Genomic DNA, 13958 nt, shown 5'->3' on the forward strand with positions numbered 1-13958 from the left:
GTACAGCTCCAGGAGGGCGAGCGGGTTCCCGTCGGTCTCCGCTACGAGCCGGTCCCGCACGCGCGCCTCCAGCCGCCCGTCGACGGCCGAGTCGAGCAGCTCGCCGGCCGACCGCGGGTCGAGGCCCTCGACCCGGAGGTCCTCGAGCCCCGCCAGCGCGCCTGCCCCTCCGGGTCGCGCACCGCGGCCACGATCCCGACGGGCTCGGCCAGCAGACGGCGCGCGACGAACTCGAGCGTCAGCAGGGACGCCTGGTCCAGCCACTGGGCGTCGTCCACGACGACGAGCACGGGCCGAGCCTCGGAGGCGCGGGTCAGCAGCGTCAGGACCGCCAGCCGACCAGGAACCGGGCAGGCGGCTCGCCCGTCGCCGTACCGAAGGCGACCCGCAGTGCGTCGCGCTGCGGGTCGGGGAGCCTGTCGACCGCTCCGAGGAACGGGACGCACAGCTGCTGCAGCCCGGCGTACGCCAGCTCCATGTCCGCCTCGACGCCCAGCCCCCGCGTCACGGTCATCCCCGACGCCTGCGCCGCCACGTGGTCCAGCAGCACGGACTTGCCGACGCCGGCCCCGCCACGCAGGACCCGCACCGCCGAGCTGCCCCGGCGCAGGGTCGCGAGCACGTCGTCGAGGGCCGCGCGCTCGCTGTCGCGACCGATCAGGTGGGGCAGGGGGTGCGCGCGCATCTGACTCCCTGTGCCTCGGGGGAGCACGTCGACGGCACCCTCGAGCGCAGGCTACCGCTCCCCGTCACGTTCGCCATCAGCACGCGGTCGAGACGGGGTCAGCAACGTCGTCCCAGGAGGAGCCGTGTCCCCACGCACCCACCAGCTCGCCACCTCGGTGCTCGTGATCGGCACCGGCGGCTCCGGCCTGCGCGCCGCGATCGAGCTCGCCGAGACCGGTGTGGCCGTGCTCGCCGTGGGCAAACGCCCCGCGGCCGACGCGCACACCTCGCTGGCTGCCGGCGGCATCAATGCCGCCCTCGCGACGACCGACCCCGCCGACACGTGGGAGCAGCACGCCGCCGACACGCTCCAGGAGAGCTACCTCCTGGCCGACCCCCGCACCGTGCAGGTGGTGGCGCAAGGGGCGCCGCGGGGGATCGACGACCTGGAGCGCTACGGCATGCGCTTCGACCGTCAGCCGGACGGGCGGATCGCGCAGCGCTACTTCGGTGCCCACACGTACGGGCGCACCGCGTTCGTGGGCGACTACACGGGCCTGGAGGTGCAGCGCACACTGGTCGAGCGCGCGGCCGCGCTCGACGTCCCGGTGCTGTCCACCGTCTACGTGACCCAGCTGCTCGTGACCGAGGGCGTGGTGTTCGGCGCGTACGGGTTCGACCTCGTCGACGGCTCGCGCTACCTCGTGCACGCCGACGCCGTCATCCTCGCGACCGGCGGCCACACGCGGATCTGGCGGCGCACGTCGTCGCGGCGTGACGAGAACACGGGCGACTCGTTCCGGCTGGCGGCCGACGCCGGGGCCCGCCTGCGGGACGCCGAGCTCGTGCAGTTCCACCCGTCGGGCCTGATCGAGCCTGAGAACGCCGCCGGCACCCTCGTCAGCGAGGCCGCGCGCGGCGAGGGCGGCGTGCTCCTCAACAACCACGGGGCGCGCTTCATGGCCCGGTACGACCCGGAGCGGATGGAGTTGTCCACCCGGAACCGCGTCGCGCTCGCGTCCTACACCGAGATCAAGGAGGGTCGCGGGACCCGCGCCGGGGGAGTGTGGCTCGACCTGTCCCACCTGCCGCGTCAGACGATCCTCACGAGGCTGCCGCGCGTGCACCAGACCCTGCTGGACCTTCAGGCGCTCGACGTCACGCGCGACCCGATCGAGGTGGCCCCGACCGCCCACTACTCGATGGGCGGGGTCTGGGTGCGCCCGGAGGACCACAGCACCGATGTGGACGGGCTCTTCGCCATCGGTGAGGCCGCGAGCGGCCTGCACGGCGCCAACCGGCTCGGGGGCAACTCTCTCATCGAGCTGCTCGTGTACGGCCGGATCACGGGTCGGGCCGCTGCCGCCTACTCCGCCGGGCTCGCGGCGCAGCGCCGCTCCCTCGGCGCCGTCCGGGACGCCGAGGCGTTGGTCGACCGGCTGCTCGCCGCCGACGGCGACCAGAACGTGCGCGCGCTGCAGCGCGGCATCCGTGACCTCATGACCGAGCACGCCGGCGTCGTGCGCGACGAGGCCGGCCTGGCCGCCGGTCTGGCCGCGCTCGACGAAGTGGAGGACCGGATGACGCGGGCGGGCATCCACATCGACATCAGCGGCTACCAGGACCTCGCGCACGCCTTCGACCTGCGGTCCGCGGCGCTCGCGGCCCGCGCGACCCTGGAGTGCGCCCGCGAGCGCCGCGAGTCGCGCGGGTGCCACAACCGGTCCGACCACCCCGACCTGGATCCCGGGCTCCAGGTCAACTTGGTGTGGTCGCCGGGCACCGGCGTGCGCCGCGAAGCGCTCCCGCCGATCCCGACCGACATCGCCGAGCGCATGCACGACGTGTCGGCCGACGGAAAGCTCGTCGAGTAGCCGTGTCACGCCCGCGCGGGGCGCCCGGTCATTGAGAGTGACGGCGCCCGCCGTCGACGGGCACCGGGACCGCCGCCTCGCGGCGCGCGTCCTGCCGGCCCGGCCGACCCCAGTAAGGACATCCCATGAGTGAGCACGTTCTCGAGCCCGAAGCGCAGGCCATGGCCGACGCCACGGCGCAGCCGCCGTACTTCTACGAGATGACGCCTCAGGCCGCGCGCCAGGTCCTGGCCGACGTCCAGGCGCAGCCGATCGACATGCCGGACGTCGAGGAGAAGTGGATCGTCGTCCCGGCCTCCGTCGGCGACGTCCGCGTGCGCGTCGTCAAGCCCGTCGGCGCCGCGGCCCCGCTGCCCGCCGTCCTGTACATCCACGGCGGCGGCTGGGTGCTGGGCGACGCGGCCACGCACGACCGCCTGGTCCGCGACCTCGCCACCGGGGCCGACGTCGGCGTCGTGTTCGTCGAGTACGACCGCTCGCCCGAGGCGCACTACCCGGTCGCGATCGAGCAGGCGTACGCGACCGCGCAGTGGATCACCCGGCACGGCGCCGACGCCGGCCTGGACCCCACGCGCCTCGCCGTCGCCGGTGACTCCGTCGGCGGCAACATGGCGGCCGCCGTGGCGATCATGGCCAAGCAGCGCGGCGACGTGACGTTCTGCCACCAGTCGCTCTACTACCCGGTGACCGACGCCGCCCAGGACACCGCCAGCTACGTGGAGTTCGCGGACGGTCCGTTCCTGCTCGCCAAGTCGATGGCCTGGTTCTGGGACGCCTACCTGCCGGACGAGTCCCGCCGTCAGGAGATCACCGCATCACCCCTGCGTGCCACGCCCGACGACCTCGCGGGGCTGCCCGAGGCGTTCGTCGTCGTGGACGAGAACGACGTGCTGCGCGACGAGGGCGAGGCTTACGCCCGCAAGCTCGTCGAGGCGGGCGTGCGGACCACGGCCGTCCGCTACGACGCGACGATCCACGACTTCATGATGCTCAACCCGCTGCGGACCTCGGCCGCGTCGTCCGGCGCGATCGCCCAGGCCGTCGACGTGCTGCGCACCGCGCTGCACGCCCGCTGAGACACCACCCCACAACAGGAGACGAGAATGGAAACCCAGTACCCCACCGTCGTGCTCGTGCACGGCGCGTTCGCCGAGTCCGCGAGCTGGAACGGCGTCATCGAGCGCCTGCACGAGCTCGGCGTGGAGGCCGTCGCGGCCGCGAACCCCCTGCGCAGCGTGGCCGGCGACGCCGCCTACGTCCGCGACGTCGTCGCAGGGATCGGCGGGCCCGTCCTGCTGGTCGGGCACTCCTACGGCGGGATCGTGATCACCGAGGCCGCGGCGGGCAACCCCGACGTCGTCGGCCTGGTGTACGTCGCGGCGTTCGCCCCCGACCACGGCGAGAGCGCCTTCGAGCTCTCGGCCCGAGAGCCGGGCAGCACCCTGGGCGACGCGCTGACCGCCTACCCGGTGAGCACGGGCGGAGCCGAGCTGGCCATCCGCCTCGACGCGTTCCCCGCCCAGTTCGCCGCCGATCTGCCGCACGAACAGGCCGCGCTGCTCGGCCGCACCCAGCGGCCGGTCACCGAGGCCGCGCTACGGGACGGGCTGCCCACGACGGAGCCGGCCTGGCGGACGCTGCCGTCCTGGTTCGTGTTCGGGGAGGAGGACCGAAACATCCCGGCCGCCGAGCTGCGCGCCGAGGCCCGCCGGGCCGGCGCGCAGGTGGCGCGCGAGGTCCCGGGGGCGTCCCACGCGATCGCCGTCTCGCGCCCCTTCGAGGTCGCCAGCACGATCCTGGAGGCGCTCGGCATCGACGTCGCCGAGGAGGTCGCCTGACCGCGCGGCGGACGTCGCGGCTGAGCGGCCCACCGTGTCGGGAGAGCTGAGAGGAGCGGTCGAGTCGCAGGCATGACGAGCCCACCGGGTCTGACCGGCGGCGCGGGCCGCCAGTCTGTCGGCGGCACTGCACCGGCGGGGTGCCCGAGACCTTCTTCGTGGCGTACGCAGAGCTTCGGCCGCTGCATCCCGGCTGGCGTGAGCACGCGCAGATCCTCAACCTGTGCGAGCTCCTCGCCGTCCTGGCCACGATCGGACCGAGCGAACCCCTACATCACGGCAGTGCGCGAGGTCGTCGCCCGGTTCGGCTGAGGCTTGGCGCCCGCTCGCCGGCGGTCGTCGTGATCGAGACGTCCCCGATGCGAGCCTCTGGCACGCGCGATCGCCCGCGACCTGCGCCTCACCTCGGCGCGAGTCGCGGGCGACCGCTCGCCTGGAGGCTGCACTGAGCAGCCCCGGCCGCGGGGTCAGCGGTTATCGGAGGCGGAACTGAGCGGTGATGCTCGACCCGTCCGATGTCGTGGCGGCCACCGTGTAGCAGGTGCCTGGGCTCTTCGGCGTCTTCCAGTTGTACTGGAAGTGACCGTCGGTGTAGGTGAGCGCTGACTCGCCGACGGTGAGCGTCTCGACGTCGTCCGTGGGTGCGCCGGCGTGGCAGGTGACCTCAGTGACCGACATCGTGACCACGTCAGGGTCGCTCAGCTCCGTGCCGTGAGAGAACACGTGGAACTTCATCGGCACGGTGCTGCCACCCTTGACGGTGTTGAGGGTCGCGTTCATGTCGATGGGCTGCTCGAAGCCCGTGAACTCCTTCTTCTGGGTGAGGAGACCCGGCCGGTAGGGCAGCAGGCCGTAGTCGCCGCCCGACTGCGGGTCGCGGCCCTGGTAGAGCAGCTGGAGGTTGCAGGCGTCGATCGTCATCGTCTGGTCGGGGCTCGTGCGCACCAGGTCGCCGTGGCTGATGTCGTTCGTCCACGTCGCACCGCTGTTGGCCTTGCCGGCGAACGGGTTGGCCTCGGTCGCGGCCTGGGGTGTCCAGGTACCGTCAAGGCTGTCCGCGGTGAACGAGCGGAAGTACCGTCCGTTGGCGCCCAGCGCCTCGACGATCATCAGGTACTGGTCCTGACCCTGAACCTTGTAGACCTGGACCGCCTCGAAGAGGTCGGTCCAGGTGTCGCTCATGACGACGGTCGAGGTGGAGCCGAAGTTCCCGGGGAAGTCCCCGATCGGCATGCTGGCCCGATAGATGTTGCCGTTGTCGCCGGCGAAGAACAGGTACATGTTCGTGTCGTCGCCGATGAGCGTCTGGTCGATCGGGCCCGTACCGGAGTTCGAGATCCGTCCGGTGAAGAGCGGGCTCGGAGCCGACCACCCGTTGGGGTTCGCCGGGTCGTGAGAGGTCCGGTAGATGAAGGGCCAGGGGCCCCACTGGTAGGCCAGGACCCAGATGTCCTTCGGGGCGAAGTAGAACAGTGTCGGCGCGACCGTCGAGCTCGTCATCGTGTTCTGCGTCGCGGCCGCCATGTCCGACCAGTCGTCGAACGGACTGAAGGCCATCGAACCCCACGATGTCCCCGTGTTGTGGGTCGTCGCGTAGACCAGGTGCTGGCCGTTGTACTCGACGGTGGTGAAGTCCTTGAGGGAGACGTCCCCCGGCTTCGGCGTCGCGAGGGGTCCCGACGACGTCCAGTCGTACGTCGTCGGCAGCGGGCAGGACGTCGGTGAACCGGCCGACTGAGCGGTATCGCTCACCGGCGCGTCGTCTGCCGCTGCGACAGCCGCGGGGGCCGATACTGCGACCGCAGCGAGGGTTACCGCTATGCCGAGACCGCGGGAACGGATCCCGATGCCTTTTCTCGTTCTCATCTCACAAACTCCTCTTTGAGCTGGTACTGACGAGGCGGTTCTTCGATGCCGCGACAACGCTGCCGCGGCCCGCTGAGGCCCTCCCTCGACCTCAGTGCGCGCCATGTTAGCGCTCACATTGCCCGACGCAACAGATCTCACCTCAGGTCCGACGCGGCGCGGTGCGAGCAACCGAGTCCGGTTGAAAGTCGGCCCTCTCGCCATCGATCAGGCGGGGCGTCTCGTCTCGATCGGCGCGACGCCTGTGGCGTTGTCCAGGGTGGATGCCTGGCGTGCACCGACGGACAACGATGCGCGCGACGGTTTCGGGGCACATCCCGTCTCCGATGCTGCAACGTGGGAGCAGGCGGGACTGAGCCGGCTCCACGAGTCGCCCCCGAGTGTCGAGAGCGACGGCGAGGTGCTCAGGATCTGGTCGCGTGCGGCGGGAGCGGGCCGAACCCAAGCCCCGAGGGCATCTGGCCTGGCACCCTTGGACGCATCGGATGGCTGCTCGGCCTCGAGCAGCGTGACGCCGCCGCCGTGTCGATCGACTGGGTGGGCCATGGCCCGGGGAACGGATCCCGGCAGGGCGCGCTGGGGCGAGCCCGCCGACGTCGGCGGCGCTGTCGTCTTCCTCGCGTCCAGGACCGCCTCCTACGTCCACGGGTACGTGCTGGTCGTCGACGGCGGCTGGCTTCCGTCCGCGTCGATCGCTGCAAGCCCGCGTCCACGAGGGACGCGGGACGGAAGGAAGTAGCTGTGGAGATCCTGAAGGACTACGTCCTGGGCGACACGATCGCCCGCTATGTGCGGGCCGGCTCGGGCGGTGCGGTGGGGCTGGTGCTGGTCCCCGCTGCGCTGGAAGACCGCACGGTCGACAAGACGTCCACCGTCGACTCGCTCGTCCAGCTCAAGATCGTCGGCGACACGTACCCGGGCGGTTCCGCCGGCCGGTCGCTGCGCAACGGAAGCACCGTCGCCAGGCTCACGTTCGAGTCGCAGCGCGAGGAGACGGGCGACGGCCACGTCACGGTCGTGACCGCTCTTCGCACCCCGCAGGGCTGCCTGGTCGAGCACCACCTGCGGTGGCACTCGGACGAGAGCGCGCTGGACTCCTTCGTCACAGTCCGCAACGAGGGCTCCGAGGCCGTGACGCTGGAGCTGCTGTCATCGTTCTCGCTTACCGGGATGACGCCCTTTAGCCCGGGCGACACACCGGGAGACCTGGTCCTGCACCGGCTTCGCAGCGCGTGGTCGGGCGAGGGACGCCTGGTGTCCGACCACATCCACGACCTCGGCCTGGAGCCGGCGTGGGCTCGCTGGGACCACTGTCTGCGCTTCGGTCAGGTCGGCTCCTGGCCCGTGCACGGGTACTTCCCGACGGCGTTCGTCGAGGACGTGGGCGCCGGCGTCTGCTGGGGCGTGCAGATCGCGCACCCGGCGTCCTGGCAGATCGAGCTGGGCACCCTGGACGCCGCCCTCAACCTCTCGGGCGGACTCGCGGACCGCGAGCTGGGCCACTGGACCAAGACCCTGGCCGTCGGTGAGGGGCTCCAGACTCCGGTCGCGTACCTGACCGTCGCGCAGGGTGGGGTCGACGACGCGGCGCACCGGCTGACGGCACGGCACCAGCGGTTCCTTGATGTGCCCGTGGTGGAGGAAGACCTGCCCGTCATTTTCAACGAGTACTGCACCACGTGGGGCTCGCCGACCCCGGCGAACCTTCGTGCCATCGCCGAACGCCTCGCAGGCAAGGGCATCGAGTACCTCGTCATCGACAGCGGCTGGTACAAGGCCGAAGGCACCCAGTGGTACGACGGGCACGGCGACTGGGTTCTCGATCGGCGCACGTTCCCTGACGGGATGGCAAGCGCGCTCGACCCTGTCCGAGCAGCCGGGATGATCCCCGGCATCTGGTTCGAGTTCGAGACGGTGGGTTCCAAGGCCACGGCCTTCACCCTGACCGACCACCTGGTCGGACGCGACGGTGTCCCGGTGACCACGGGAGACCGGCGCTTCTGGGACTTCCGCGACCCGTTCGTCGTGGAGTACCTCAAGGAGCGGGTGATCGACTTCCTGAGGACCAACGGCTTCGGGTACCTCAAGGTCGACTACAACAACAGCATCGGGATCGGGTGTGACGGAGCCGAGTCCCTCGGTGAGGGCCTGCGCCAGCAGATGGCCGCGGTCCAGGACTTCTTCCGGCTCCTGCGCGCCGAGATGCCGGACCTCGTGATCGAGAACTGCGCGTCGGGCGGTCACCGGCTGGAGCCCTCGATGCTCGCGCTCTCGAGCATGTCGTCCTTCTCGGACGCTCACGAGTGCCTCGAGATCCCGATCGTGGCCGCCAACGTGCAGCGAGCGGTGCTGCCGCGGCAGAGCCAGATCTGGGCGGTGCTGCGCACCGAGGACTCGGCTCAGCGACTCGCGTACTCGCTCGCCGCCACGATGCTGGGGCGGATGTGCCTGTCGGGGGACATCCACGAGCTGACCGAGAAGCAGTGGGCCGTCGTCTCCCAGGCCATCGCGTTCTACCGCACGGCCGCCCCGGTCATCAAGAACGGCATCAGCCACCGCTTCGGGCCGAAGGTGGACTCCTACCGGCACCCTGAGGGGTGGCAGGCCGTCCGCCGGGTGTCCGACGACGGCGCCCAGATCCTCGTCGTCGGCCACCGGTTCGGCGGCGTCGACGGCACCCGGCTCGAGGTCCCGCTCCCACCCGGGCGGTACGAGGTCACCGAGGCGTTCTCCCACCGCGAGACGTCGGTCGAGCTCACCGACGGGCTGTTGACCCTGGACCTCGACGAGGAGTTCTCCGGCGTGGCGCTGATGCTCGCCCGGGCCTCGTGACCCGTGGCTGTGCCTCACGGTGGGAATGCCCCACCGGGCGCGGTTCGGTAACAGCGCGGCTGAACGCGCGCGGACCCATGCGACGCGGCGCGTTACTCCGCGGCCAGTTCGAGGGCTTTCCCACGGTGAGGGACGTTCCCCCGCTGCGGCGCGCTTCGCACGGTCAAGGTCGGTACCCGACGGCTCGTGCCCGTCGAGGCCGTGCGCGAGGACGTCGCGGGCCTGGGCGGCGCGGCGTGAGCGAGAACGACGCCGTGCGTGAGTTGCCCGGTCGGTTCCGGGGGCGCGCGGCGCGGGCCCGCCGGGGCAGATCTCGGCGGGCCCACGCGCTGTCGTGCGGTGTCACCAGAGGGCCGCTACCTACCGCTCGGCGTGAGCGCGGGTGCGTAGCTGGTGTGGACGCGGGCTTGCGCCTGCCGGTCGATCGCATAGCCGTAGCTCAGGACGTTCTGGTCGTCCCAGGACCGGCCGACGACCTGCAGGTTGTTCGACTGGCCGTTGCCGTTGACGCCGATCGGCATGATTAGGGTCGGCAGCCCGACGTTCGAGGTCGGCACGTTGGTGCCACGGTCGGCGCTGAAGATGTCGCTCGTGGCGTCGTTGTTGCCGACCCCGGTCAGGAACCCGGGATAGACGACGGTGGCGACGGGCGTGCCGCCGGGGCCGGCGGTGTCCATCCACGCGTCGTAGGCCTTCTTGTACGCGTCGCGCCGGGCGAGGTAGTAGGTGATGTCCGTGTCCGACATGGGCATCGAGGTGCTCGGGCGCGAGACGTTGTAGGGCAGGTTGAGTGGCGACGACTTGAGGTCACCGGGCGTCGCGAACGGAAACCCTGGGTTCTCGGCGATGTACGTCCACCAGCCCTGGGTTCCGCTGCCTGCTCCCGAGGTGATCAAGTACGGCTTGCCCTGGTCGTCGACGAGTGGCGGCTGGGCGGGCGGAGCCGTCGTGATCGGGACGAGCACGCCACCGGCGGCCTCGATCGCCGCGTTCGCGTGTGCCAGGGCGATCGGACCCGTCGTGTCGTCGCTGATCTTCGTCGACTGGAAGGAAGCGGGCAGATAGCCGACGACCTTGCCCTGCAGCGCGCCCGCGTCGAGCGCGGTCATCCACTCGGTGGGCCGCAGCGCGTTGTTGACGCGGGAGGTCAGCACGTCGGCGGGGTTGCTGCCGGTGCGCTGGGTCGCCGTGGCATCGAGGAGCGAGGCCAGGTCGGGGATCGACTGGGCGATCGGACCGGCGTAGTCCTGACCCCAGGTCAGCGGCATGACGCCGTCGGTGCTGCTGAGCCCGTCGGTGCCGCGGAACGCGTACACGCTCGAACCCGTCGACGGTGCGTATAGGGAGACACCGGTCTGGGTGCCCATCGCGCCGGCGGCCATGCCCGTGGCGACGGCGACGGCCGAGCCACCGCTCGAGCCGAACGAGCTCTTGGACGGGTAGAGCGCGTTCCAGGTCTGCTCGAACCCGCTCTCGCTCCACGAACCCGAGTTGGCGAACTCCGACAGGTTGGTCTTGCCGATGATCACGGCGCCGGCCTCGCGGAGCTTCGCGACCTGCCATGCGTCGGTGGACGGCTGCCAGCCCTCGAGCGCCCGAGTGCCTCCGGTCGTCGGCATGTCCTTGGTGTTGTAGAGATCCTTGACCGCGAGCGGGATGCCGAGGAGGGCACCAGTCCGGCCGTGCGCGCGAGCGACGTCGGCGGCATGGGCCTGGGCGATCGCGTCCTGCGCCACGGTGATGAAGGCGTGGAACCCGAGCTGGCCCTCGTCGTACGCACTGATGCGGTCGAGGTAGGCCTGGGTCAGCTGGACCGAGTTGACGCGGTGGCTGGTCAGGTCGGCCCGGAGCTGCTGGATCGACTTGCCCACGACGTCGTAGTGGACGCTCGACCTCGCCGGTGAAGCCGCCGGGGCCGGCGGCAGGTCGAGGGGCCTGGCGGCAGCGCAGGTCGTGGCGGTGATCCCGAGCAGGTCCGGCGACCAGTTCGCCACGGTGCACAGCTCGTCGGGCGAGAGGAGGGCGACGGGAGGCGCGGAGGCGATCCCGGCCGTCGTGGTCGCGATCGCCGTGGAGTCGCCCTGCGCGCCGACCACGACGTACCGCAGCAGCGACTTGGTCTGCCCGGGCTTCATCGTGAGCTCCTGCACGAACCCAGGGTTGTTGGAGGCGCTCCCGCTCCTCGAGTAGGCGGTCGTGAACGGGTCGAGCTGCTGGTTGCCCACCTGATCGCTTGCGGCCGACCCGACCACGACCCCCGCAGGCCGGTAGGAGGCGCCCTGATAGGTCGCCGTCACCCAGGTGTCGTCCGCGTCGATCGTCGAGTTGCCGTCGCTGGACGCCGACACCGTCGCCGACGTCGTCTGCCCGCCGCCTGAGCTCGTGTCGGCCGGGTTCCCGTACCCGAGCGACCCACCGAAGGACACGTCGACCTTCAGCGGCGACCTGGCGGTGTTGGTGAACGTATCGAAGAACGCGGCGACACCGTTCTCGCCGAGACTCAGGGTCCGGGTGACCAGAACGTCTCCCAGACGCACCGAGCTTGTCGAGTCGAAACTGCCGTAGCCGTTCGCGGTGATGCCGAAACCGCGCAGCATCTGGTCGTTCATCAGCGGAGCCGGGGTCTGGTCGACATGGACGAAGATGTCGCCGAAACCCTCCATCCGCGAGTTCGAGACGTTGCGAATGCTGCCGGTGTCCAGGCCCGGGCGCTGGGCGTCGTTGATGTTCCAGGTGATGCCGCCCGAGGGAAAGGTCGAGAGGGCTTCGGCGGGCGCGACACCGGCGAGGACGCCGACACCTGCGACGATCCCCGCTGAGACTGCTGCGGCAATGCTGCCCGTTCGGCTGCGACTGCGACGTGGCATGTTTCGCGATCCTTTCGAGAAGGAACAAGAGCAGGACAATTGGCCTGGAAATAGGCCGCGTCCTCATGTGGAGACCGAGCCTCCCACCCTCATATTTCGGGTGTGCGCTTCAAGGGCCGACAGTGAAACGATCCGTTAGCACTACTGGTTGCCTCCCGAAACATTCGGCCAAGACGGTGTGACCAGAGCGTCTGCGATCCGGGCATGGAATCCAGCCGTCGCTTGGTACTGGCGCAGCTTTGCGTCGTGCTGTTGGTCGCGACGGGGTTCGCCTCTGCTGCCTGGTTTCTGCCGGACGTCGGCATGCTCGGGCTTGTCGGCACGGTCCTCGGGTTCGCCGGTGTGACGGCGGTTCTTGGCGTGCCGTGCGCGATCTGGGCGGTGATCGCGCCGGGCGCGGCTCGGCGCTGGGATGAGAAGGGTCATCGCGAGCCCCTGCCGTTGGCTGTACCGATCTTCTGGTGGCTCCTCCTTGGTGGCACTGCGTGGGCCTTGACCCATGTCGAGCCGTCGCCGACCACACGCGCCGACTACGGCGGGTTGGCACTGGTGTGGTGGGGTTGGGGCGGTGGGTTGGCCTTTGCGGTTGCCTCCTCGGTCATGTACCTGCGTCGTCGGTGCAGCAGTGCGGGCAGGACCGACCAAGGAACTGGCGCCTCCTGACCTGCGAGGACTTGGTCCGCACCAAGTTGCCCGGCCGAGCGTCGTCGCCCTACTCCTCCCCGCCGACGGTCAGCAGCGCGGTCCGGTCGGGCCGCATGAGCTCCTGCCCGAACCGGAACGTGGCACGCAAGGCGATGGCGTACGTGCTCGGACGTGGCGACCTGGACGTCGCCGACCGCAGAGACGACGGCTCCGCGGTCGAGGACGACCAGTTTCCCAGCGGGCACTGCCGGGGTGCGGCGAGCGGGTCGAGGTTCGCGCCGATGGACCCGGCGATGACCGCCATCCCGGCGTTCTTGATTCCGGGCGGCGGGGTCACGCCACCGGTCGGGACGGGCTCGTTGACGAACACCTCGTCGGCCCGACGGATCACGGCACGGCGGACGACCCGGCGGTAGTCGCCGGCATCGAGGCGCTCCAGGGCATCGACCCCGCCGCGCTCGACTTGGCGGTCTGGACTGGGTCCTTCGCCTTGGGGCACAGTTCGCTCAGCGCCGCGGACAGGTCGATGGGCTCAGCGCTCATGCCGTGTCTCCAGTCGTTCGGTCAGTCGGTCGATCTCGGCCGGCAGGAGGTCGCCGGTCGCAGCGGCCTGATCGATCGCCTGCCGCACGAGGTAGGTCGGCACCCCGGTCGTGGTGCACGGGTCGATCGCCGTCTCGATCGTCACGATCGGGATGGTCGATGAGTTCCACGCATGCCCTCCGTCACCACGGTGCCCAGACCCTTCGTGACAGGAGCCGCAATGCCCAAGTACGTGGTCATGTTTCCCGCTGACGACGAGGCCGACTGGGAGGCGAGGACCGAGGCCGATCGCCAGGCCAACTTCGACTCCGACTTCGAGTTCGGCCAGCTGCTGAAGAAGCACGGCGGCGCCGTGACAGGCGGCGAGGCGCTCGTGAAGAGCGATGAGGCGCGGACGATCATGCGTGGGCCGGACTCGCACCCGCAACTCGCTGAGGGGCCGTTCAGGAAGGGTGCCGAGCAGCTGTCGGGCTTCTTCATCGTCACCTGCGACGACTACGACACGCTCGTCGACGCCGCCCGCCTGCTCGTCCGGACGCACCCGGTCGTCGAGATCCGCCCGGTCAAGGAGTTCTGAAGCCCGATCGATCTCCAGGTTCTCTGGGGCCGAGCGCGTTCTCGCGGTCGGCCCTCGCTGTCCGCGGCGCCGCAGTCGGACATCGCGTCCCTGGGCGGGACGCTCGAGGACATCGAAGAGGTCTACGAGCTCATGATCCGCGGGGAGCTGACGCCGGTCACGAGCTGCCGAGACGGGCGAGGCTTTCGACGGCGGACGTATCTGCCGCAGGTGCACACCGCTCCCTCTGAGACGAGGCAGTTTCGCCCCC

The 13958-nt window shown here is 70.5% G+C and carries 14 protein-coding genes; 7 read left to right on the forward strand and 7 right to left on the reverse strand.

Annotation, left to right across the window (positions count from 1 at the left end; all coding sequences use genetic code 11):
- Positions 1–41: 41 nt before the first annotated feature.
- Both ACO4JP_RS09120 and ACO4JP_RS09125 read right to left on the reverse strand, forming a co-directional pair.
- A complete protein-coding gene (locus ACO4JP_RS09120; RefSeq protein WP_425953372.1) occupies positions 42–290 on the reverse strand; it encodes a hypothetical protein in 249 nt (82 codons plus the stop codon).
- Between the two features lie 32 nt (positions 291–322).
- Positions 323–685 (reverse strand): BREX system ATP-binding domain-containing protein, encoded by a 363-nt coding sequence (locus ACO4JP_RS09125; protein WP_425953373.1) that lies wholly within the window; start codon positions 683–685, stop codon positions 323–325.
- Between the two features lie 124 nt (positions 686–809).
- Here ACO4JP_RS09125 and ACO4JP_RS09130 point away from each other — a divergent pair, with 124 nt between their 5' ends.
- The 3 genes from ACO4JP_RS09130 to ACO4JP_RS09140 all read left to right on the forward strand — a co-directional run bounded on the left by ACO4JP_RS09130 (position 810) and on the right by ACO4JP_RS09140 (position 4378).
- The gene (locus ACO4JP_RS09130) at positions 810–2540 is read left to right on the forward strand and encodes an L-aspartate oxidase (protein ID WP_425953374.1); all 1731 of its coding nucleotides are present in this window, start codon (positions 810–812) and stop codon (positions 2538–2540) included.
- A gap of 125 nt (positions 2541–2665) precedes the next feature.
- Positions 2666–3616, forward strand: a complete 951-nt coding sequence (locus ACO4JP_RS09135; RefSeq protein ID WP_425953375.1) for an alpha/beta hydrolase — start codon at positions 2666–2668, stop codon at positions 3614–3616.
- A 27-nt stretch (positions 3617–3643) separates the two neighbouring features.
- A complete protein-coding gene (locus ACO4JP_RS09140; protein ID WP_425953376.1) occupies positions 3644–4378 on the forward strand; it encodes an alpha/beta fold hydrolase in 735 nt (244 codons plus the stop codon).
- Between the two features lie 474 nt (positions 4379–4852).
- On the opposite strand, the gene ACO4JP_RS09145 is transcribed toward ACO4JP_RS09140, so the two are convergent.
- Positions 4853–6130, reverse strand: a complete 1278-nt coding sequence (locus tag ACO4JP_RS09145) for a non-reducing end alpha-L-arabinofuranosidase family hydrolase (RefSeq protein WP_425953377.1) — start codon at positions 6128–6130, stop codon at positions 4853–4855.
- A gap of 658 nt (positions 6131–6788) precedes the next feature.
- Here ACO4JP_RS09145 and ACO4JP_RS09150 point away from each other — a divergent pair.
- Positions 6789–6983 carry an SDR family oxidoreductase gene (locus ACO4JP_RS09150; protein WP_425953378.1) on the forward strand — a complete coding sequence of 65 codons (195 nt, stop codon included), beginning with the start codon at positions 6789–6791 and terminating at the stop codon, positions 6981–6983.
- Between the two features lie 2 nt (positions 6984–6985).
- On the forward strand, positions 6986–9076 hold the full coding sequence (locus tag ACO4JP_RS09155) for a glycoside hydrolase family 36 protein (RefSeq protein WP_425953379.1): 2091 nt from the start codon (positions 6986–6988) through the stop codon (positions 9074–9076).
- A 356-nt stretch (positions 9077–9432) separates the two neighbouring features.
- Here the strand turns inward: ACO4JP_RS09155 and ACO4JP_RS09160 are convergent, their stop codons facing one another.
- Complete coding sequence (locus tag ACO4JP_RS09160) at positions 9433–11943, reverse strand: amidase (protein WP_425953380.1); 2511 nt, start codon at positions 11941–11943, stop codon at positions 9433–9435.
- 204 nt (positions 11944–12147) lie between these two features.
- On the opposite strand from ACO4JP_RS09160, the gene ACO4JP_RS09165 reads away from it, so the two are divergent.
- The gene (locus ACO4JP_RS09165; protein ID WP_425953381.1) at positions 12148–12606 is read left to right on the forward strand and encodes a hypothetical protein; all 459 of its coding nucleotides are present in this window, start codon (positions 12148–12150) and stop codon (positions 12604–12606) included.
- Between the two features lie 49 nt (positions 12607–12655).
- Here the strand turns inward: ACO4JP_RS09165 and ACO4JP_RS09170 are convergent, their stop codons facing one another.
- From ACO4JP_RS09170 to ACO4JP_RS09180, 3 genes are read right to left on the reverse strand one after another with little or no spacing between them, the layout of a single operon-like run.
- Positions 12656–12979: a hypothetical protein gene (locus ACO4JP_RS09170; RefSeq protein WP_425953382.1), complete on the reverse strand. Its 324-nt coding sequence runs from the start codon at positions 12977–12979 to the stop codon at positions 12656–12658.
- Positions 12976–13131, reverse strand: a complete 156-nt coding sequence (locus ACO4JP_RS09175; protein WP_425953383.1) for a hypothetical protein — start codon at positions 13129–13131, stop codon at positions 12976–12978. Before ACO4JP_RS09175 ends, ACO4JP_RS09170 begins: the two co-directional genes overlap by 4 nt.
- Positions 13121–13276: a hypothetical protein gene (locus ACO4JP_RS09180; RefSeq protein ID WP_425953384.1), complete on the reverse strand. Its 156-nt coding sequence runs from the start codon at positions 13274–13276 to the stop codon at positions 13121–13123. The genes ACO4JP_RS09175 and ACO4JP_RS09180 overlap by 11 nt, the downstream gene beginning before the upstream one ends.
- Positions 13277–13351: 75 nt before the next feature.
- Here ACO4JP_RS09180 and ACO4JP_RS09185 point away from each other — a divergent pair, with 75 nt between their 5' ends.
- Positions 13352–13708, forward strand: coding sequence for a YciI family protein (locus tag ACO4JP_RS09185; RefSeq protein WP_425953385.1), 357 nt, complete (start codon positions 13352–13354; stop codon positions 13706–13708).
- Positions 13709–13958 lie beyond the last annotated feature (250 nt).

This window comes from Xylanimonas sp. McL0601 (assembly GCF_049852175.1).
Taxonomy (GTDB): Bacteria; Actinomycetota; Actinomycetes; order Actinomycetales; family Cellulomonadaceae; genus Xylanimonas.